Annotated in this window: 13 protein-coding genes and 1 pseudogene; 9 read left to right on the forward strand and 5 right to left on the reverse strand. The window is 71.1% G+C overall.

Annotated features, from left to right (window positions below; genetic code table 11):
• Positions 1-35 precede the first annotated feature (35 nt).
• Positions 36-413 carry a phage holin family protein gene (locus tag CRV15_RS14155; protein WP_003956551.1) on the reverse strand — a complete coding sequence of 126 codons (378 nt, stop codon included), beginning with the start codon at positions 411-413 and terminating at the stop codon, positions 36-38.
• 51 nt (positions 414-464) lie between these two features.
• Here CRV15_RS14155 and CRV15_RS14160 point away from each other — a divergent pair, with 51 nt between their 5' ends.
• The 3 genes and pseudogenes from CRV15_RS14160 to CRV15_RS14170 all read left to right on the forward strand — a co-directional run bounded on the left by CRV15_RS14160 (position 465) and on the right by CRV15_RS14170 (position 1,934).
• The gene (locus CRV15_RS14160) at positions 465-782 is read left to right on the forward strand and encodes a cupin domain-containing protein (protein ID WP_003956552.1); all 318 of its coding nucleotides are present in this window, start codon (positions 465-467) and stop codon (positions 780-782) included.
• A gap of 212 nt (positions 783-994) precedes the next feature.
• Positions 995-1,258 (forward strand): annotated as a pseudogene (locus CRV15_RS14165) (helix-turn-helix domain-containing protein); the annotation flags it as partial.
• A gap of 235 nt (positions 1,259-1,493) precedes the next feature.
• On the forward strand, positions 1,494-1,934 hold the full coding sequence (locus CRV15_RS14170) for an SsgA family sporulation/cell division regulator (protein ID WP_003961089.1): 441 nt from the start codon (positions 1,494-1,496) through the stop codon (positions 1,932-1,934).
• 77 nt (positions 1,935-2,011) lie between these two features.
• Here CRV15_RS14170 and CRV15_RS14175 read toward each other — a convergent pair whose 3' ends face one another.
• Positions 2,012-3,577 (reverse strand): YibE/F family protein, encoded by a 1,566-nt coding sequence (locus CRV15_RS14175; protein ID WP_003961088.1) that lies wholly within the window; start codon positions 3,575-3,577, stop codon positions 2,012-2,014.
• A gap of 222 nt (positions 3,578-3,799) precedes the next feature.
• Between CRV15_RS14175 and thiC the strand changes: the two genes are divergently transcribed.
• Complete coding sequence (gene thiC, locus CRV15_RS14180) at positions 3,800-5,578, forward strand: phosphomethylpyrimidine synthase ThiC (protein ID WP_003956556.1); 1,779 nt, start codon at positions 3,800-3,802, stop codon at positions 5,576-5,578.
• A gap of 128 nt (positions 5,579-5,706) precedes the next feature.
• On the opposite strand, the gene CRV15_RS14185 is transcribed toward thiC, so the two are convergent.
• The 3 genes from CRV15_RS14185 to CRV15_RS14195 all read right to left on the reverse strand — a co-directional run bounded on the left by CRV15_RS14185 (position 5,707) and on the right by CRV15_RS14195 (position 9,594).
• Positions 5,707-6,714, reverse strand: coding sequence for a hypothetical protein (locus tag CRV15_RS14185; RefSeq protein WP_003956559.1), 1,008 nt, complete (start codon positions 6,712-6,714; stop codon positions 5,707-5,709).
• A gap of 153 nt (positions 6,715-6,867) precedes the next feature.
• Positions 6,868-8,307: a metallophosphoesterase gene (locus tag CRV15_RS14190; protein WP_029182977.1), complete on the reverse strand. Its 1,440-nt coding sequence runs from the start codon at positions 8,305-8,307 to the stop codon at positions 6,868-6,870.
• A 174-nt stretch (positions 8,308-8,481) separates the two neighbouring features.
• Entirely contained in the window at positions 8,482-9,594 is a 1,113-nt protein-coding gene (locus CRV15_RS14195; protein ID WP_003956561.1) for a LacI family DNA-binding transcriptional regulator, read from the reverse strand.
• Between the two features lie 549 nt (positions 9,595-10,143).
• Between CRV15_RS14195 and hisC the strand changes: the two genes are divergently transcribed.
• The 5 genes from hisC (at position 10,144) to CRV15_RS14220 (ending at position 19,673) form a co-directional block, all read left to right on the forward strand.
• Positions 10,144-11,223 carry a histidinol-phosphate transaminase gene (gene hisC, locus CRV15_RS14200; RefSeq protein WP_009996793.1) on the forward strand — a complete coding sequence of 360 codons (1,080 nt, stop codon included), beginning with the start codon at positions 10,144-10,146 and terminating at the stop codon, positions 11,221-11,223.
• A 308-nt stretch (positions 11,224-11,531) separates the two neighbouring features.
• Positions 11,532-13,037: a cytochrome ubiquinol oxidase subunit I gene (locus tag CRV15_RS14205; RefSeq protein WP_003956563.1), complete on the forward strand. Its 1,506-nt coding sequence runs from the start codon at positions 11,532-11,534 to the stop codon at positions 13,035-13,037.
• Between the two features lie 24 nt (positions 13,038-13,061).
• A complete protein-coding gene (cydB, locus tag CRV15_RS14210; protein ID WP_003956564.1) occupies positions 13,062-14,063 on the forward strand; it encodes a cytochrome d ubiquinol oxidase subunit II in 1,002 nt (333 codons plus the stop codon).
• A 14-nt stretch (positions 14,064-14,077) separates the two neighbouring features.
• Positions 14,078-17,794: a thiol reductant ABC exporter subunit CydD gene (gene cydD, locus CRV15_RS14215; protein ID WP_009996792.1), complete on the forward strand. Its 3,717-nt coding sequence runs from the start codon at positions 14,078-14,080 to the stop codon at positions 17,792-17,794.
• 127 nt (positions 17,795-17,921) lie between these two features.
• The gene (locus tag CRV15_RS14220) at positions 17,922-19,673 is read left to right on the forward strand and encodes a sensor histidine kinase (RefSeq protein WP_003961083.1); all 1,752 of its coding nucleotides are present in this window, start codon (positions 17,922-17,924) and stop codon (positions 19,671-19,673) included.
• Positions 19,674-19,708: the final 35 nt, after the last annotated feature.

Genomic DNA, 19,708 nt, shown 5'->3' on the forward strand with positions numbered 1-19,708 from the left:
CTCGGCGCTGCCGCCCATCCGGGCGGCGCTCCGGGTCAGTCCCGGTCGGGTATCGCCAGGTGCAGCGCCCAGGCGACCACCGAAATGATCATTCCGCCGAGCAGGGCGGGCCAGAAGCCGTCGACGTGGAAGCCCAGCTCGAACGAGTCGGCCAGCCAGGAGGTCACCATCAGCATCAGCGCGTTGACGACCAGCGCGATCAGCCCCAGGGTGACGATGAACAGGGGCAGGGCCAGCAGCTTCACGACCGGCTTGACGACGGTGTTGACCACGCCGAAGAGCAGTAGGACGGCGAGCAGCGTCAGGGTCTTCTCGCCGGCGTTCGCCCCGGTGAGGGTGATTCCGCCGACCAGCCAGACGGCCACCGCCAAGGCTGCCCCGTTGGCGATCGTCTTGACGAGGAAATTCATCATGTGTCTGATCGTGGCAGACGTGATGGGGACGAAGGCAGGGGTAGAAAAGGGATGAAAGCGTTCAGACTGGACGAACTGGAAGCCGAGCGGGCCGCGAACGACGGCGCCTATCTGCGGTTTCTGCGGGAGCGGAACATGTCCGTCGGTCTGTATGCGCTCAACGCGGGGGAGCTGGACCCTCAGTTGCCGCACGACCAGGACGAGGTCTATCTCGTGGTCAGCGGACGGGCCTCGCTCACGGTCGGCATGGAGACCACCCAGGTGGGGCGGGGGAGCGTGGTCCATGTGCCCGCCGGGGTGCCGCACAAGTTCCACCACATCACCGAGGATCTGCGGGTGATGGTGGTCTTCTCGCCGCCGGAGGACTGACTGAGCGGGGCGGCGCAGCGGCCGACGTTGACCCGCCCGGGGGAACCCGTCCCGCGCTCGGCGAACCGCCCGGCGCGGGGCCGTTACAGTGGCAGGCCGTTGCCTGGACCCGGTCCCGCCTTCTCGGGAGGCCCCGGGCGGCCGGGCGCGGGTACGCGGGGGAGGCCCCCGCGGGCGGGCCGTCGGCTCGTCACCATGCCCAGGGGTGACCTTTGGCCACAGACGGCACAGACGCCACCGATGCGAGTGCCACGGCCCCGACGCTGATCGGTTCGGTGCAGCGTGCCCTGCGCCTGCTGGAGGCCACGGCCACGCACCCGGACGGAGCCCCCGCCAAGCAACTCGCCCGAGAAGCCGGCATTCCGCTGCCGACCGCGTACCACCTGCTGCGCACTCTGGCCCACGAGGGCTATCTGCGCCGGGAGAACGGTGTCTTCGTGATCGGCGGCGCGGTCGGCCGACTGGCCATGGGCGGGAACGTCACCCCCAGCGCCCGAAAATGACCGAATGACCGCCACTGGTCTAGTCAGGCGCCATCCAAGGTCCCCAGTCGGTCACGGAACGCCAGGATTTTTCTCTATCAGCATCTGAAAAATCACTCCTTGTAGTCCCCCGGTTGCGTACAGCACGATGTCGGCAGAGGGTCAGGGGACCGTTCCTGGCTGATTTCGACAGACTTTTCAGCAGTATTCATCCACCGCGGGGTACATGATGCGCGAGTCGGTCCAGGCCGAGGTCCTGATGAACTTCCTTGTCTCCGAGGAGTTGTCGTTCCGGATTCCGGTGGAACTGCGTTATGAGACAGATGATCCCTATGCCGTGCGCATGACCTTCCATCTGCCCGGGGACGCACCGGTGACCTGGGCGTTCAGCCGCGATCTCCTGGTGGGGGGAGTGACGGGTCCCACCGGCGACGGCGATGTCCACATCGCGCCGACCGGCCCCGGCCGCCGCGCCGACCTCGGGATTCGGCTCCAGGTGGGGCAGGAGCGCGCGTACTTCGTGGTCGGCGCGCCCCCGGTGGTGGCATTCCTCGACCGCACCGACCGACTGGTGCCACTGGGGCAGGAGCGGGCGTACGGGAACTGCGCGGGCGACCTCGACTCCGCGCTGTGCGGCATCCTCGCCGAGGCCGAGGAGAACGCGGGCTGAGGCGAGGACACGGGCTGAGGAGAACGCGGGCTGATCCGGGACGCGGGCCGGGGAGAGACGCGGGCTGAGGAGAGGCGCTACCGCTTGCGGCGGCGGCCCTTGCCGCCGAAACCGGGGAGCCTGCCTCCGCCGCGCCCGGGATGCTGCCCGGGGACCTCCGGCGTCCGGGGCGGCCCCGGGACGACCTGTCCGGCACCTGCACCGAAGGCACCGGCACCGACACCTGCACCGACGACACCGGTATCGGCAGCGGCTGCGCCACGGGGACCCGTACCGGCGGCGGGAGCGGAAGCGGCACCACCACCGGACGAGGGACGGTCGGCGGACACCACCAGCGCGGCGAGCGCGGTGGTCACCGGCACCGACGCGACCAGCCCGATCGACCCGATCAGCGTGCGCACGATCTCCGTGGCCACGACCTCGCTCCCCGCCACCGATCCGACGCTGCTCTGCGCGATCGAGAACAGCAGCAGCAGCGGGAGGGCGGCACCGGCGTACGCCAGGACCAGGGTGTTGACCACTGAGGCGATATGGTCCCGGCCGATCCGGATGCCCGCGCGGTACAGCGCGCGCGGCCCCATGCGCGGGTCCGCCTGATGCAGCTCCCAGACGGCCGAGGTCTGCGTCACCGTCACATCGTCGAGCACACCGAGCGAGCCGATGATCACCCCGGCGAGCAGCAGACCGCTCATGTCGATGCCGGGATAGAGCCCATGGATCAGCCCGGTGTTGTCGTCGGTGTTGCCGGTGAGGGCCGCCCAGCCGATGAAGACCGAGCCCAGCAGGCCGATCAGCATGAGGGAGACCAGGGTCCCGAGCACCGCGACCGAGGTCCGCGCGGTCAGACCATGACAGAGATAGAGCGCGATCAGCATGATCGCGCTCGCGCCGATCACCGCGACCAGCAGCGGGTTGGAGCCCTCCAGGATCGCGGGCAGGATGAAGAGGGTCAGCACGGCGAAGGAGGCGGCGAGGGCGATCAGCGCCATCACCCCGCGCATCCGTCCCACCAGGACCACCGCCAGTGCGAAGATCCCGGCGAGCAGGGCCATCGGGACCGTGCGCCGGATGTCGATCACCGAGTACTGGAGTTCCCGGGGCGCGTCCGGCGCATACGCCACCACCACCTCCTGACCCTTCTTCAGCTGGCGCGGCGCATCGGGCTGGACCACCTCGCCGAAGATCCGTCCCTTGTTCTCCCCGCTGGTGACCTCGATCCGGGCCGCGGCGCAGCTCCCCTGCTGGGAGGTGACCGCCTCACGGCCCTGCGGGGTGCTGGTGTCACCGGTGGGCGGCACCCGTCCGGCGTTCACCTTCGCGCAGTCGATCCGTTCGACGGAGACGACCACCGCGCTCTCGGTCTGCCGGTCGAAGCCCACGCCGGTGCGCTCATGGGCGGGGGCCGAACCCGGCCAGAGGGCGAACAGGCCCACGGCGACCGCCGCGGCGAAGGGGATCAGCACGGCGGCGATCACCCGGCGCAGCTGCCGGGAGACGGGGGCGGCGGGGCCATGGCTGTGCGTGTGCCCATGCGTGTGCCCGTGTGCGTGGCCTTGTCCGTGTGCGTGGCCAGGGCTGTGGACGTGGCCGTGCCCAGGGCCGGGCGCGTGCTCCTGCTGAGGGTCCTGCGGCGAAGAGGTCACCGACCGATCATCGCAAGAACGAGGGACTCCCTCTGTTCAGCACGCCAGCGGGGACGCTAGCGTGGGGGCACCTTTGCACACGCGGGAGCTCGGAGCACCGGGCTGAGAGGGCGCTGACCTCCGTGGTGGCCGACTGGCAGCAGCCAGTACGCCGACCACGGACATGGCTGCGTCGACCGCCGAACCTGTTACCGGGTAATGCCGGCGTAGGGAGTAGCTGTTATGACTGTTCAGGATGCACGCACGGCTGCCGTCGACCCGTCGGACGGGACCGCTCAGCGCACCCCGGGATGGCACAAGGGGTACATCGAGGGTTCCCGCCCCGACCTCAGGGTGCCGGTTCGGCAAGTGCACCTCACCAACGGCAAGGACGTGACGCTGTACGACACATCCGGTCCGTATACCGATCCGGCGGTGGAGACCGATGTACGGCGGGGGCTGACCCCGCTGCGGGAGAACTGGATCATCAGCCGGGGCGACACCGAGGAGTACGCGGGCCGTCCCGTCCGCCCCGAGGACGACGGTGTCAAACACACCTCCCCCCGGGGCGGCCTCAGGAATCTGGACGCCGTCTTCCCCGGCCGGCCCCGTCAGCCGCGCCGGGGCCGCGACGGCCGGGCGGTGACCCAGCTCGCGTACGCCCGCCGCGGTGAGATCACCCCGGAGATGGAGTTCGTCGCCCTCCGGGAGAACGTCTCTCCCGAGGTGGTGCGCGAGGAGATCGCCGCGGGACGTGCGGTGCTGCCCGCCAATGTGAACCACCCCGAGATCGAGCCGATGATCATCGGGAAGCGTTTCCTGGTGAAGGTCAACGCCAATATCGGGAACTCCGCGGTCACTTCCTCCATCGAGGAGGAGGTCGAGAAGATGACCTGGGCCACCCGCTGGGGTGCGGACACGGTCATGGACCTGTCGACCGGTCGCAATATCCACACCACCCGCGAGTGGGTGCTGCGCAACTCCCCCGTGCCCATCGGCACCGTTCCGCTCTACCAGGCCCTGGAGAAGGTCGACGGCCGGGCCGAGGAGCTGACCTGGGAGATCTACAAGGACACCGTCATCGAGCAGGCCGAGCAGGGCGTCGACTACATGACGGTCCACGCCGGGGTGCTGCTGCGGTACGTCCCGCTCACCGCGCGCCGCAAGACCGGCATCGTCTCCCGGGGCGGCTCGATCATGGCGGCCTGGTGTCTCGCCCACCACAAGGAGTCGTTCCTCTACGAGAACTTCGAGGAGCTGTGCGAGATCCTGGCGGCCTACGACGTCACCTACTCCCTCGGTGACGGTCTGCGGCCCGGCTCGATCGCGGACGCCAACGACGCGGCGCAGTTCGCCGAGCTGGAGACGCTGGGCGAACTCAACCGCATCGCCAAGCGCCACCACGTCCAGACCATGATCGAGGGCCCGGGCCATGTCCCGATGCACAAGATCAAGGAGAACATCGACCTTCAGCAGGAAGTCTGCGAGGAGGCGCCGTTCTACACCCTCGGCCCGCTCACCACGGATGTCGCTCCCGCGTACGACCACATCACCTCCGGGATCGGCGCGGCGATGATCGCCTGGTGGGGCACCGCGATGCTCTGCTATGTGACGCCCAAGGAGCACCTGGGCCTGCCCAACCGTGATGACGTGAAGACCGGTGTCATCACGTACAAGATCGCGGCGCATGCGGCGGACCTGGCCAAGGGCCACCCGGACGCGCAGGAGTGGGACGACGCGCTGTCCGACGCGCGTTTCGAGTTCCGGTGGGAGGACCAGTTCAATCTGGCGCTCGACCCGGACACCGCACGGGAGTTCCACGACGAGACGCTTCCGGCGGAGCCCGCGAAGACCGCGCACTTCTGCTCCATGTGCGGCCCCAAGTTCTGCAGCATGAGGATCTCGCAGGACATCCGCAGGCAGCACGGAGGGACCGCCGAGGAGATCGAGGAGGGCATGGCGGAGAAGTCCAGGGAGTTCGCCGCGGCGGGCAACCGGGTCTATCTGCCGCTCGCCGACTGACGGCTCCGGGCCGGACACGGACGGGGGACGGACGGGAGTACGGACGGGTACGGGTGGACGGTGATCCACCCGTACGGCCGTGCCGCCGCGCCCCCGTACCGTTCGGCGTGGGGGGCGGCTCCGTACGTTCAGGAGGTACGGGTCTCCGGACCGCCGAAGTCCGGACTGGTGAAATCGGGGCTGCTGAAGGCGGGACGCTGCCCCTCCGTGGCGCCCTCGCCGGGACCGGACCAGTCCGGTCCGCTGTAGCCGACTCTGGGCAGACGGTTCCGGGAGCGCGGCGGGAGCGGTGCGGCCGGATCGGCGCCGGGGTCGGCCAGCGTCTCCCGCAGGAACGGCAGGATGCCCCGTTCCAGCAGGGCATGCCGCCAGGCGTCCTTGGCGCGGGCCAGCTCGTCCGGGAGTTCGTCGTTCCGCTCCTCGGCCGGGACCTGTGTGGACGTGTTGCGCAGGGCGGTGGTCAGCAGACCGGCCGCGGCGATGAGGAGCGCCGCCGCGGTGAGTGCCGCGAAGAACCAGCCCGTGGTGATCAGCGTGGACGCGAAGGGCGGCGGCGGGTCGAGCAGCTTCAGCAGATGGCCGACGAGCAGAAGGGCGAGCGCGGCGGTGGCGGCGAGCACCGGGGCCAGCACGGTGATCATGGCGGTGAGCCCGGCGCGTCCTGGTTTTCCCGCGTTCGCCCGGCTGCTGCTCGCCGTCCTGGTTCCGTTGCCGTGAAAGCCGCCGGGGACGCCAGGGCCGCTGGAGCTGCTTGAGCCGCCGGTGGTTCCGGTGGTTCCGGTTCCGTCCGGGGCGGGCTCGGCCGTGGCGGTCGGTCCCGGCCGTCCCATACGGCCCGGTGGCCCCGATGGTCCTGGTGACCCCCGGGAGGCGGCCGTCCCATCGGGGGGCGGGGACCCCGGCGGGGCGTGTGCCTCCGCACGGATCTCCGTGTAGTGCGCGTACTCGGCCGCCGCGGCATCGGTGATCACGGCGATCGCGTTCAGCGCCATCGTCCGGAGCTGTGTCGCGTTGAGCCGTTCTCCCAGGGCGGCCAGATCCGGTCTGTCGCTCGCGGTGCGCAGTGCCTCTTCCAGGACCCGTTCGAATTCGGCCCGGTCCTCGGCCGGTAGCTGTGGAGCGCTTCCCATGTGCATCCCCCGATGCTCCGTCCGGCCGGATCGCCGCGAAACCACCCGGGGCAAGGGGGCCGAAACGGAGGAGAGAGCCTGCTACGGACCATTCGATGGTAAGGCGTCAACAGCGGGTGATGGCAGGGGTTTTCGGTAAAAACGCGCAGGGCGCGAAGTTCAGTTGGGCAGCGGAAGCTGAGCCACAAGCAGTTTTCCGGCCATGGTCACGCCGCCGTCCATGGCGATCGCCAGCCCGTCGGCGTAGACATGCGGACCCTCGACCACCGGGCGCTCCCCGGCCTCCCCGTCCTCGGTGCCGACCTCCCCCGTCAGATAGGGGATCGGGCTGTGGCCGTGGACGACACGTTCGCCGCCGTAGGTGGCCAGCAGCTCGCGCACGGCCAGCGGACCGGCGTCGTCGCGGAAGGCGAAGCGCTTGGTGAACTTGCGGAAGAGGTCCCAGCACTCGTCGGCGTCGTTGCGGGTGAGGATCGAGTGGACGGTGTCGTTGACGTCCTCGATGGTGTCCCCGTATTCGAGGTACGCGGTGGTGTCGGAGTGCAGCAGCAGATGCCGGTCCTCCTCCACGATCGCGTCCAGCCGGGACATCCACTGGATATGGACGTCCTGAAGCCGGTCCATGTCGTACTTCTGGCCGCCGTTGAGCAGCCACGCCGCCTGGAACGTGGCCGTTCCCGCACCGGAGTTGACCGGGGTGTCACCGAACCGCCGGGCGCCGAGCAGCAGCAGCTCGTGGTTGCCCATCAGGGCCTTGCAGTAGCCGCCCGCGGCGGCGGCCTCGGCGGACAGACGCATCACCAGGTCGATGACGCCGATCCCGTCGGGACCCCGGTCGGTGAAGTCGCCGAGGAACCACAGCCGGGTGTTGCCCGCGGCCCAGTGGCCGTCCAGGTCGATGAGGCCGTGCGCGGTGAGGGCGGAGACCAGCTCGTCCAGATAGCCGTGGACATCGCCGACGACATAGAGCGGGCCGAGTCCCTCGGCGGTCTCGGACGTCTCGGGGGCGAGCCGGGTCCTGAGGTCTCCGGGGCCGGCGAGGCCGATCACCGGAAGATCGCGTTCGGTGGGGGTGTAGCCCTCGGGCAGCTCATGCTCGGGCACGGCGTTGCCGGGGTGGACGGAGTGCGCCGGGGGCGAGAAGTGCGTGCCCGGCGCGGGGTGCGGCTCATGCGCGTCGGGGAGGTGCGAGGGCGCGGGCGCGTGCGGGGGAACGGGCTCCGCCGGGGCGTGGTGGTGCGGATACGGCGCCGGGGGGTACCCGTCGGCGGACGGATGCGGGTGCGGTTCGTACTGCTCTGTCCGGTGCGTCCCCGGGTAGGTCCGCGCGGGCGCCTCCGGGTGGGCGGTGTGGCCCGGGGCGGTCCCGTGGTCATCGGGGTGCTGATGACCCGCGGTGGGGAGCGGCTCCATGAAGTGCGGCTCCGCGGGGGCCGCCCCGGCGGCGGGCGGGCCGGAGTGCCCGTGGTGCGCCGTCTCCTCGGGGGTCTGCTGCGGGGCGGTCTCCGACTGGACGGGCACCTGGGCGTAGGGGGGGACACGGAAGTCACGCCCTGTCGCCGTCCGCACCACGGGTCCCTGACCGGCCCCCTGAGTCATTGACCCCTCCACCACCGTCGCGCCGCCGTTCACCTCTCGGCCCAGCCTGGTCGGGGTGGTCCGCGGTGTTGTGCGCCCATCATAGGAACGAGGTCCGCGCTCTGTGACGCACCAGGGGTGGTGAATCGACGCGTACCCCTGATGCGTCGGCTGTTTCGTCCTGATTGAGGAGGTCTAGTCCGGTGCCGGTGACCGCGGAGCGCTCACCGTCGTCCTCGGGGAACGGCGCTGGGACGAGGTCCGGACGATCAGCTCGGTCGGTATCACCTGCTCGACCGGCCGCCCCTCGTCGATGCCCTCGATCGCGTCGATGAGGAGCTGGACGACCGCCGTCCCGATCCGGCGCGGCTTGAGGGAGAGCGTGGTGATGGGCGGTTCGGTGGTGGCGTACACGGTCGACTCACTACAGCAGACGAGCAGCAGATCGTCGGGGACCCGCAGGCCGTAGCGCCGGGCGGCGGCGAGCAGATCGGTGCCGTTGGGGTCGAAGAGGCCGTAGACGGCGTCGGGCCGGTCCGGGCGGGCCAGCAGACGATCGGCCGCGACGGCCCCGGCACAGGGGTCGTGGGCCGGGTAGGACTCGTACACCGGGTCCTGGCCGACCCGCTCGCACCAGCGGAGATACGCCGTGGTGGAGAGTCGGGTATAGGTGTCGGTGGTGGTTCCGGTGAGGAGCCCGATCCGGCGGGCCCCCGCGTCGGCGAGATGGTCCAGCAGATCGAGGACGGCGGCCTCGTGGTCGTTGTCGACCCAGGCGGTCACCGGGAGGGTGCCCGCCGGGCGGCCGTCCGAGACCACCGGCAGACCCTGGCGCACCAGCTCGGTGACGACGGGGTCGTGGTCGGAGGGGTCGATGACGATGGTGCCGTCGAGGGCGACATTGGACCAGACGTCGTGGCGCGAGGTGGCGGGGAGGATCACCAGCGCGTAGCCACGGGCGAGCGCGGCGGAGGTCGCGGCCCGCGCCATCTCGGCGAAGTAGGCGAATTCCGTGAAGGTGAAAGGTTCATCCCCGTACGTGGTCACGGTCAGGCCGATGAGCCCTGATTTACCGGTACGGAGTGTGCGGGCCGCCGCGGACGGGCGGTAGCCCAGCCGGTCGGCGACCTCGCGGACATGCCGGCGTGTGGCGTCCGGGAGCCGGCCCTTCCCGTTGAGCGCGTCGGAGACAGTCGTGATGGAGACACCGGCTGCGGCGGCGACGTCTCGGATGCCCGCCCGACCTTGCCGGCTGCTCCGGCGGGATGTGTCCGTCCGGCTCACCTGGTGCTTCCCTGCTGCTGTCATGGCGAGCCGATAGTAGGGCTCGCACGGGGGGTTGGCCCGGTCGCATATTCACTCGTTGACAGGCACGTTTCTGCATGATCATAACGCATTAACTGCCTTGGAAAATAAAGGAGTTGACCGCTACATCTATAGCGAGTGGGGAGTCCTCCGGCATGGAGTTACCGGAAACGGGAGGTCTCGGAGAGGTCTCAACTCACCTCTACGGGGGATGCGCGCCACGGAGTGAGCCACCGGCGTGCGCCAGGGTGACGAGCGCCCCCGGTCTGTCCGGCGGGTCGCCGGGTACCTGGCGACCGCTCCCCCGGCGCCCTTCCCCGGGACCGTCGCGCGGCGGGCGCGCGGCGCCGGGCGTTCCGTGCGAAGCCCGCGCGAAAGCCCATACGCAGCGCCGGGAAATCCTCTTAAAGTGATCAGCATTGGCGCGGGAACGGGGCTCCGGAGGCCGGAATCCGCTGTTCGGTGTGCTGATGCGCCCCACCGCCACGCCAGGGTGGAGCGGTGGTCGACCAGTCAACTGGTCATCTGGTCTACGGTCGAGGAGGACCCGCGGTGAGCGAGACAAGCCCCAGGCTGCGCGCCGAGCTGGACGGCATCCCCACCTACAGGCCCGGCAGGCCCGCGGCGGCGGGCGGTCCGGTCGCGTACAAGCTTTCGTCCAACGAGAATCCGTATCCGCCGCTGCCGGGGGTGATGGAGTCCGCGCTCGGCGCCGCGCGGGACTTCAACCGGTACCCCGATATGGGCTGCACCGGTCTGATGAACGAGCTGGCGGACCGTTTCGGCGTACCGGTGGAGCACCTGGCCACCGGGACGGGGTCGGTGGGCGTCGCCCAGCAGCTCGTCCAGGCCACCTCGGGCCCGGGCGACGAGGTCGTCTACGCCTGGCGCTCCTTCGAGGCGTACCCGATCATCGTCCAGGTCAGCGGGGCCCGCTCGGTGCAGGTGCCGCTGACCGGGGGCGAGGCGCACGACCTCGACGCCATGGCGGACGCGATCACCGACCGGACCCGTCTGATCTTCGTCTGCAACCCCAACAACCCCACCGGCACCGTGGTGCGCCGGGCCGAGCTGGAGCGCTTCCTCGACCGGGTGCCGTCGGACGTCCTGGTGGTGCTGGACGAGGCGTACCGGGAGTTCATCCGTGACCCCGAGGTCCCGGACGGCATCGAGATCTACCGGGAGCGCCCCAATGTGGCGGTGCTGCGGACCTTCTCCAAGGCGTACGGCCTCGCGGGGCTGCGGGTCGGCTTCGCGGTCGCCCGGGAACCGGTGGCCGCCGCGCTGCGCAAGACCGCGGTGCCCTTCGGTGTGAGCCAGCTCGCGCAGGACGCGGCGGTGGCCTCGCTGCGGGCCGAGGACGAGCTGCTCGGCCGGGTCGGCTCCCTGGTCTGCGAGCGGACCCGGGTGTACGAGGCCCTGGTCGCCCAGGGGTGGACGGTGCCCGTGACCCAGGCGAACTTCGTCTGGCTGCGGCTCGGCGAGCGGTCGGCCGCCTTCGCCGCGGTCTGTGAGGCGGCGGGGGTGACGGTGCGGCCCTTCCCCGGGGAGGGGGTGCGGATCACCATCGGCGAGGAGGAGGCCAACGACCTCCTGCTGCGGGCCGCCGCGGAGTTCCGCAAGGAGCTGTGACCGCCGGGCGCTGACCCGCCGGGCGCTGTGCGCTGACTGCTGTGCGCTGATCGCCGTGCCGCTCGCCCGCCGATGCGGTGCGGCGGTGCGGCGGCACGGTGGCGCTCTCCGCTTTGCTGGTATATGTCCCCTTCTGTACGGAGAGGGCGGGGAGAAGGGGACCCCCGGTCGTCATCGTGAATCAGCCATGGGACATAATTGCTTGTGAATGTGAACGCGTTCACAAGCGTGTCCCTGTTCGTCCCGTGATCGCTGGGATTATTCAGGCAAACTGCCGCTCGACCTCGTCGATGTAAGGAGATGACGACGTGGACTTGGCTCTGGCGCCGGAGACCTTGGCGCGATGGCAGTTCGGCATCACGACCGTCTACCACTTCCTCTTCGTGCCGCTGACGATCTCGCTCGCGGCACTCACCGCCGGTCTTCAGACCGCCTGGGTCAGAACGGGGAAGGAGAAGTACCTCAAGGCGACCAAGTTCTGGGGAAAGCTCTTCCTGATCAATATCGCCATGGGTGTCGTCACCGGCATCGTGCAGGAGTTCCAGTTCGGGATGAACTGGTCGGACTACTCCCGCTTCGTCGGCGACATCTTCGGCGCCCCGCTCGCCTTCGAGGCGCTGATCGCGTTCTTCTTCGAGTCCACCTTCATCGGCCTGTGGATCTTCGGCTGGGACAAGCTGCCGAAGAAGATCCATCTGGCCTGTATCTGGATGGTGTCGATCGGCACCATCTGCTCCGCGTACTTCATCCTGGCGGCCAACTCCTGGATGCAGCACCCCGTCGGCTACCGCATCAACGAGGAGCGCGGACGGGCCGAGCTGACCGACTTCTGGAAGGTGCTGTCGCAGGACACCGCCGTCACCCAGTTCTTCCACACCATCACCGCCGCCTTCCTCGTCGGAGGCGCGTTCATGGTCGGTATCGCCGCGTACCACCTCGCCCGCAAGAAGCACATCCCGGTGATGCGCACCTCGCTCCGGCTCGGTCTGGTCACGGTGATCGTCGCCGGTCTGCTCACCGCCGTCAGCGGCGATCTGCTCGGCAAGGTCATGTTCCGGCAGCAGCCGATGAAGATGGCCGCCGCCGAGGCCCTGTGGGACGGCGAGGCGCCCGCCCCGTTCTCCCTCTTCGCCTATGGCGACGTCGAGAAGGGGCACAACACGGTCGCCCTGGAGATCCCCGGGATACTGTCCTTCCTCGCCAACGGCGACTTCGACTCGTATGTCCCCGGCATCAACGACGTCAACAAGTCCGAGCAGGAGAAGTACGGGCCCGGCGACTACCGGCCCAACATCCCCGTCGCCTACTGGGGCTTCCGCTGGATGATCGGCTTCGGTATGGCCTCCCTGGCCATCGGGGCGTTCGGCCTCTGGCTCACCCGCAAGAAGTTCCTGCTGCCCCGGGCGCTGCGGACCGGGGAGGACGAGGTGCCGCATCTGGTCCTCTTCCGCAAGCCCCTGGGCGCCCGCTTCAGCCGCTGGTACTGGGTCGTCGCCCTCTGGACCATGACCTTCCCGCTGATCGCCACCTCCTGGGGCTGGATCTTCACCGAGATGGGGCGGCAGCCCTGGGTCGTGTACGGGGTGCTGCGCACCAAGGACGCCGTCTCCCCCGGGGTCTCCCAGGGCGAGGTGCTGACCTCGATGATCATCTTCACCGCGCTCTACGCGATCCTCGCCGTGATCGAGTTCAAGCTGATGGTCAAGTACGCCAAGGCGGGCCCGCCCGAACTGACCGAGGCCGACCTCAATCCGCCCACCAAGATCGGCGGCGACGACCGGGACGCCGACCGCCCGATGGCCTTCTCCTACTGAGGCCCCGAGGAGCTGAGCTGAGGCATGGAACTCCACGACGTCTGGTTCGTCCTGATCGCGGTCCTGTGGACCGGGTACTTCTTCCTCGAAGGCTTCGACTTCGGGGTCGGCGTCCTGACCAAACTGCTCGCCCGTGACCGCAAGGAACGACGGGTACTGATCAACACCATCGGCCCGGTCTGGGACGGCAACGAGGTGTGGCTGCTCTCCGCGGGCGGTGCCACCTTCGCCGCCTTCCCCGACTGGTACGCCACGCTCTTCTCCGGTTTCTATCTGCCGCTGCTGCTGATCCTGATCTGTCTGATCGTGCGCGGTGTGTCCTTCGAGTACCGCCACAAGCGGCCCGAGGAGAACTGGCAGCGGAACTGGGAGAACGCGATCTTCTGGACCTCGCTGATCCCCGCGTTCCTCTGGGGTGTCGCCTTCGGCAACATCGTCCGCGGGGTGAAGATCGATGCCCAGAAGGAGTACGTGGGCAATGTCCTCGATCTGCTCAACGCCTACTCGATCCTCGGCGGTCTGGTCACCCTGACCCTCTTCACCTTCCACGGCACGGTCTTCGTCGCCTTGAAGACGGTGGGCGACATCCGGGTCCGGGCCCGTGCCCTGGCCCTCAGGGTGGGGCTGCTCACCGCGGTGCTCGCGCTGGGCTTCCTCACCTGGACGCAGGCGACCCGCGGCGACAGCGCCAGCCTGGTCGCGATGATCGTCGCGGTGGTGTCGCTGGTGGCGGCGATCGCGGCCGTCCGGGTGGGGCGTGAGGGCTGGTCCTTCGCCTTCTCCGGGGTCACGATCGTGGCCGCGGTGGCCATGCTCTTCCTGACGCTCTTCCCGAACGTCATGCCGTCCTCGCTCGACGACGCCTGGAGCCTCACGGTCACCAACGCCTCGTCGACCCCGTACACCCTCAAGATCATGACCTGGTGTGCCGGGATCGCCACCCCGGTCGTCCTGCTCTACCAGGGCTGGACGTACTGGGTGTTCCGCAAGCGGATCGGCACCCAGCACATCGCCGACGCCCACTGAGGGGTGTGTTTCACGTGAAACCGATCGACCCGCGTCTGCTCCGGCACGCCCGCTCCACCCGAGGCTTCCTGCTCGCGGTGGTGCTCCTCGGACTGGTCGGGGCGGCGCTGGTCGTCGCCCAGGCGATGCTGATCGCCGAGGCGGTGGTCGGCTCCTTCGAGAAGGGACTCTCCGCCGCCGACCTCATGACCCCGCTGGCCCTGCTGGCGCTGGTCGCGGTGGGCCGGGCGGCGGTCTCCTGGCTCACCGAGCTGGCCGCGCACCGGGCCAGCGCGGCGGTCAAGTCCGAACTGCGCGAGAAGCTGTTGGCCCACACGGCCGCGCTCGGCCCCGGATATCTCACCGGACAGCGCACCGGCTCCCTGGTCGCCCTGGCCACCCGGGGCATCGACGCCCTGGACGACTACTTCTCCCGCTATCTGCCACAACTCGGCCTCGCGGTGGTCGTCCCGGTGGCGGTGCTCGCCCGGATCGTCACCGAGGACTGGGTATCCGCCGCCATCATCGTCGGCACCCTGCCGCTGATCCCCGTCTTCATGGTGCTCATCGGCTGGGCCACCCAGAACCGGATGGACCGGCAGTGGCGGCTGCTCTCCCGGCTGTCGGGCCACTTCCTGGACGTCGTCGCCGGACTGCCCACCCTCAAGGTCTTCGGCCGGGCCAGGGCACAGGCGGAGTCGATCCGGACCATCACCTCCGAGTACCGGCGCGCGACCCTGCGCACCCTGCGGATCGCCTTCATCTCCTCGTTCGCCCTGGAGCTGCTGTCCACGCTCTCCGTCGCCCTGGTGGCCGTCACCATCGGTATGCGGCTCGTCCACGGCGACATGGACCTCTACACCGGCCTCGTCATCCTGATCCTCGCCCCCGAGGCGTATCTGCCGCTCCGGATGGTCGGGACGCAGTACCACGCGGCGGCCGAGGGACTGGCCGCCGCCGAGGAGATCTTCACCGTCCTGGAGACGGAGCCCCGTGAACAGGGCGGCGCACCGGTCCCCGACCGGGCCGGGCTGGAGCTGGACGGGGTCACCGTCCGCCACCCCGGACGCGCCGAACCCTCCCTCGACCGGACCTCGCTGACCGTCGCACCGGGGGAGACCGTCGCCCTGGTCGGCCCCAGCGGCATCGGCAAATCCACCCTCCTCGACACGGTGCTCGGCTTCACCGCACCGGACGGGGGACGGGTGCTGATCGGCGGCACCGACCTCACGGACCTGGACCTCGCCCGCTGGCACGAGCGGATCGCCTGGGTGCCCCAGCGGCCCTGCCTGTTCGCGGGCACGATCGCCGACAATGTCCGGCTCGCCCGGCCCGACGCCGACGACCACGCTGTGCGGGCGGCGCTGCGGGACGCCGGTGCGGAGGACTTCGTCACCGCGCTTCCGCAGGGGGCCGACACCCCGCTCGGCGAGGACGGCGCGGGGCTCTCCGCCGGACAGCGCCAGCGGCTCGCCCTGGCCCGGGCCTTCCTCGCCGACCGGCCGGTGCTGCTGCTCGACGAGCCGACCGCGGCCCTCGACGGCGAGACCGAGGCACAGCTCGTCGAGGCTGTGGGGAGGCTGACGGCGGGCCGGACCGTCCTGCTCGTGGTCCACCGGCCGGCGCTGCTCGCGGTCGCCGACCGGGTGGTGACCCTGACCCGCCGCCCGTCCGCCGACGGGAGCGCGTCCGGTGCGCCCGACGCCGACCGGCCGGACGACCGGCACGAGGACCGGCCCGCGCGGGCCGACGACCCCTGGGCGCCGGAGCTGTGGGACCTCGCGAAGACCCCGCCCGGGGAAGGTGCGGAGACCCCGTTCGGGGACCGCGCGGAGACCCCGGAGGCGGCCGGTGCCCCGGCACCGGGCGGCAGCGACGGCCGCCGGGACGCGGTCGCCGTCCCCGCGCTCACCCGGGTCCGGGACGCCGCCGGGACCCAGCGGGGCCGGTACGCCCTGGCCCTGCTGCTCGGCAGCCTGGCCCTGGGCTCCGCCGTGGGCCTCATGGCCGTCTCCGGCTATCTCATCTCCCGCGCCTCCGAGCAGCCGCCGGTCCTCTATCTGATGATGGCGGTGACGGCCACCCGCGCCTTCGGTATCGGCCGCGCCGTCTTCCGCTACGCCGAACGCCTCGTCTCCCATGACGCGGTGCTGCGGACCCTCGGTGAACTCCGGGTCGCGGTCTACTCCCGGCTGGAGCGGATCTCCCCCGCCGGACTGCGCCGGAGCAGGCGGGGCGATCTGCTCTCCCGGCTGGTCACCGACGTGGACGCACTCCAGGACTACTGGCTCCGCTGGCTGCTGCCCGCGGGCGCGGCCCTGCTCGTGAGCGCCGCGTCCGTCGGCTTCACCGCCTGGCTGCTGCCCGAGGCCGGGGCGCTGCTCGCCGCCGGACTGCTGTGCGCGGGCGTGGGTGTGCCGCTGATCAGCGGCGCCGTCGCCCGCCGGGCCGAACCCCGGCTCGCCCCGGCCCGCGGTGAACTCGCCGCCCGGCTGGTCGACCTGCTGCGCGGAACGGCCGAACTCACCGTGGCCGGAGCCATGCCGGCCCGTCGCGACGGCGTGCGCGAGGCCGACCGGCGGCTGACCCGGATCGCCGCGCGCACCGCCGCCGCCACCGCCCTCGGCAGCGGACTGACCTCGCTCGCCTGCGGACTGACCGTCGTTCTCACGACCCTCGCCGGTATCCGGGCGGTGAGCGACGGACGGCTCGACGGGGTCGCCCTCGCGGTCGTCGTCCTCACCCCGCTCGCCGCGTTCGAGGCGGTCAACGCCCTGCCGCTCGCGGTGCAGTACCGGCAGCGGGTCCGGCGCAGTGCCGAGCGGGTGTACGAGGTGCTGGACGCGCCCGTACCGGTGGCGGAGCCCGAACACCCGGCGGCGGCCCCCGCGTCCGTCTTCCCCGTCGAGGTACGGGGGCTGCGGGCCCGGCACGCCGGAGCCGCGCGGGACGCCGTCGACGGGATCGACCTGACTCTGACGGAGGGCAGCCGGATCGCCGTCGTCGGCGCCTCGGGCTCCGGCAAGACCACCCTCGCCCAGGTGCTGCTGCGGTTCCTGGACGCCCGGGAGGGCTCGTACACGCTCGGCGGGGTGCCCGCCGCGGCGCTCGACGGGGACGAGGTCCGCGCCCGGGTGGGGCTGTGCGCCCAGGACGCCCATCTCTTCGACAGCTCCGTACGCGAGAACCTGCGGATCGCCCGGCCGGACGCGACCGGGGAGGAACTGCGGCGGGCGCTCGCCGGTGCCCGGCTGCTGGAGTGGGTCGACGCGCTGCCGGAGGGGATGGACACCCTCGTCGGCGAGCACGGGGCCCGGCTCTCCGGCGGCCAGCGGCAGCGGCTGGCGCTCGCGCGGGCGCTGCTCGCCGACTTCCCCGTGCTGGTGCTCGACGAGCCCGCCGAACATCTCGACCTGGAGACCGCCGACGCGCTGACCGCCGATCTGCTGGCGGCGGGCGAGAGCCGGACCGCCCGGGGCGGGGCCACCGTGCTGATCACGCATCGGCTGCGCGGCCTCGACACGGTGGACGAGATCGTCGTCCTGGAGGACGGCCGGGTGGCGCAGCGCGGCCCGTACGCCCTGCTGAGCACCGTGGACGGGCCGCTGCGGCGGATGCTGGAGCGGGAACGGACGGCGGACCGGCTGGGCCGGGAGGCGGTCGTGGGGGAGCGCCCGGGGGCGCCGGACGCGGTCGCACCGTCCGCGGAGAAGGCGGCGGAGGCCGTCGCGGCTCCGGTGGCAGCGGGGTGACCGCGTCCCGGCCGCGGGGCCGCCGAGGGGGGATCGCGTGCCGGTCGTGGCGCGGCCGAGCGGTGATCACGTGGGGGAATGCCGGTCTGACTTTCCTCCGTAAATGGGAATTACTAGGCTCAAGGTCATGACCGTGCCCGCACCCCAGGACGCTCAGGAGCCGCAGGACGACGGGCCGAAGGGCCCGGGGGACCCGCTCGACGCCGGGACCGCGGCGACCCGCGGCCTCCAGGGGCTGTCCTCCGAACCGGCCGCCCGGGTGCCCCGGCTCCTGGAGGCCATGCGTTCCGTCGGAACCGGCCTGGAGCTGCACTCCACCCTGGACCGGATCTGCGAGACCGCCGCCGGTCTCGCCGACGCCCGCTACGCCGCCATCGGCGTGGTGGACGAGGAGGGACAGGGCCTGTCCGACTTCGTCACCCATGGCGTCGGCGAGGACACCGCCGAGCGGATCGGCCACCGCCCCAGCGGCCGTCGGGGGCTGCTCGGCGCGCTGATCCACGACCCCGCGCCGGTCCGGCTGGCCGATCTGGCCACCGATCCGCGGTTCGCCGGTTTCCCGCCCGGCCATCCGCCCATGCGGAGCTTCCTCGGAGTGCCCATCCGGGTCCAGGGCGAGATCTTCGGCAATCTCTATCTCGCGGAGAAGCGGGGCGGCGGGGAGTTCGACGACGACGACCTCCGCACGGTGCGCGCCCTCGCCACCGAGGCCGGGATCGCCATCGGGAACGCCCGTCTCTACGAGGCCGCCCGGCGGCGCGAACGCTGGATCGACGGCTCCGTCGCCGTCACCACGGCCCTGCTGTCGGGCGGCGACGCCGAGGACAGCATCAGCGTCGTCGCCGAACAGGCCCGCCGACTCGCCGACGCCGCCGCCGGGATCGTGATGCTGCCCGCCGCCGCCGACGGCGGACTGGAGGTCGTCGCGGTGGCCGCCCCCGAACCGGTCGTCCCGCTGGGGCTCGTCGTCGGCCCCGAGAGCCCCGTGGTGACGCGGCTGCTGAGCGGGGAGGCGGTGTTCCTGACCGACGCGGCCGGCGATCCGAGGATCACCACCCGTGAGGCCGCCGCGTACGGACCGTGCATGCTGCTGCCGCTGCACAGCGGCGGCCGGGTGCTGGGCGCCCTCGCCATCCCGAGGGCGCGCGGAGCCCGGCCCTTCACCGCCGCCGAGCGCACCCTGGCCACCCAGTTCGCCGACCAGGCGGCGCTCGCGCTGGTGATGGCGGAGGCGCAGCGGGACCGGGAGCGGCTCGCGGTGTACGAGGACCGCGACCGCATCGCCCGCGATCTGCACGACCTGGTGATCCAGCGGCTGTTCGCCACGGGGATGATGCTGGAGGGCGCCCAGCGGAAGTCGGTGGTCCCCGCGCTCCAGGACGGTGTCGGCAAGGCCGTCGACGAACTGGATGTGACCATCCAGGAGATCCGTACGGCGATCTTCGCGTTGCAGCAGGGCCCGGCCGAGGCCCCGGCCGGGCTGCGGACCCGGGTCCTCCGTGAGATCAACATGGCGGCCGTGCCGCTCGGTTTCACCCCCGGCCACCGCTTCCTCGGGCCGGTGGACGCCGCCGTCACCGAACTGACGGGCAAGAACCTGATCGCGGCGCTGCGCGAGGCGCTGTCCAACGCCTTCCGCCACGCCCGTGCCTCCCGGATCGAGGTCGTCGTGGACGCGGGGGCGCGTCTTCCCGACGGTGTCGCCGGGGTCCGGCTGACGGTCGCCGACGACGGGGTCGGCCTTCCGGCCGGAGGGCGCCGCAGCGGGCTGCGGAACCTCGCCCGGCGGGCCGAGTCCCTCGGCGGGTCGAGTGTCTGCGGCCCGGGGATCGGGCCGGGCGGCCGGGGTACCACGGTGCGCTGGGAGGCCCCGCTGTAGAGGATCGCGGATCGCGGACCGGTGGACGCGGTCCG

It is taken from the genome of Streptomyces clavuligerus, assembly GCF_005519465.1.
Lineage (GTDB): Bacteria > Actinomycetota > Actinomycetes > Streptomycetales > Streptomycetaceae > Streptomyces > Streptomyces clavuligerus.

Bases quoted from the DNA above. Each gene is read 5' to 3' on its own strand.
- CRV15_RS14185 (WP_003956559.1), bottom strand. From the start codon at position 6,714: ATGCACATGGGAAGCGCTCCACAGCTACCGGCCGAGGACCGGGCCGAA.
- cydB (WP_003956564.1), top strand. From the start codon at position 13,062: ATGGAACTCCACGACGTCTGGTTCGTCCTGATCGCGGTCCTGTGGACC.
- thiC (WP_003956556.1), top strand. From the start codon at position 3,800: ATGACTGTTCAGGATGCACGCACGGCTGCCGTCGACCCGTCGGACGGG.
- CRV15_RS14195 (WP_003956561.1), bottom strand. From the start codon at position 9,594: ATGACAGCAGCAGGGAAGCACCAGGTGAGCCGGACGGACACATCCCGC.
- CRV15_RS14160 (WP_003956552.1), top strand. From the start codon at position 465: ATGAAAGCGTTCAGACTGGACGAACTGGAAGCCGAGCGGGCCGCGAAC.
- CRV15_RS14190 (WP_029182977.1), bottom strand. From the start codon at position 8,307: ATGACTCAGGGGGCCGGTCAGGGACCCGTGGTGCGGACGGCGACAGGG.
- CRV15_RS14155 (WP_003956551.1), bottom strand. From the start codon at position 413: ATGATGAATTTCCTCGTCAAGACGATCGCCAACGGGGCAGCCTTGGCG.
- CRV15_RS14220 (WP_003961083.1), top strand. From the start codon at position 17,922: ATGACCGTGCCCGCACCCCAGGACGCTCAGGAGCCGCAGGACGACGGG.
- CRV15_RS14170 (WP_003961089.1), top strand. From the start codon at position 1,494: ATGCGCGAGTCGGTCCAGGCCGAGGTCCTGATGAACTTCCTTGTCTCC.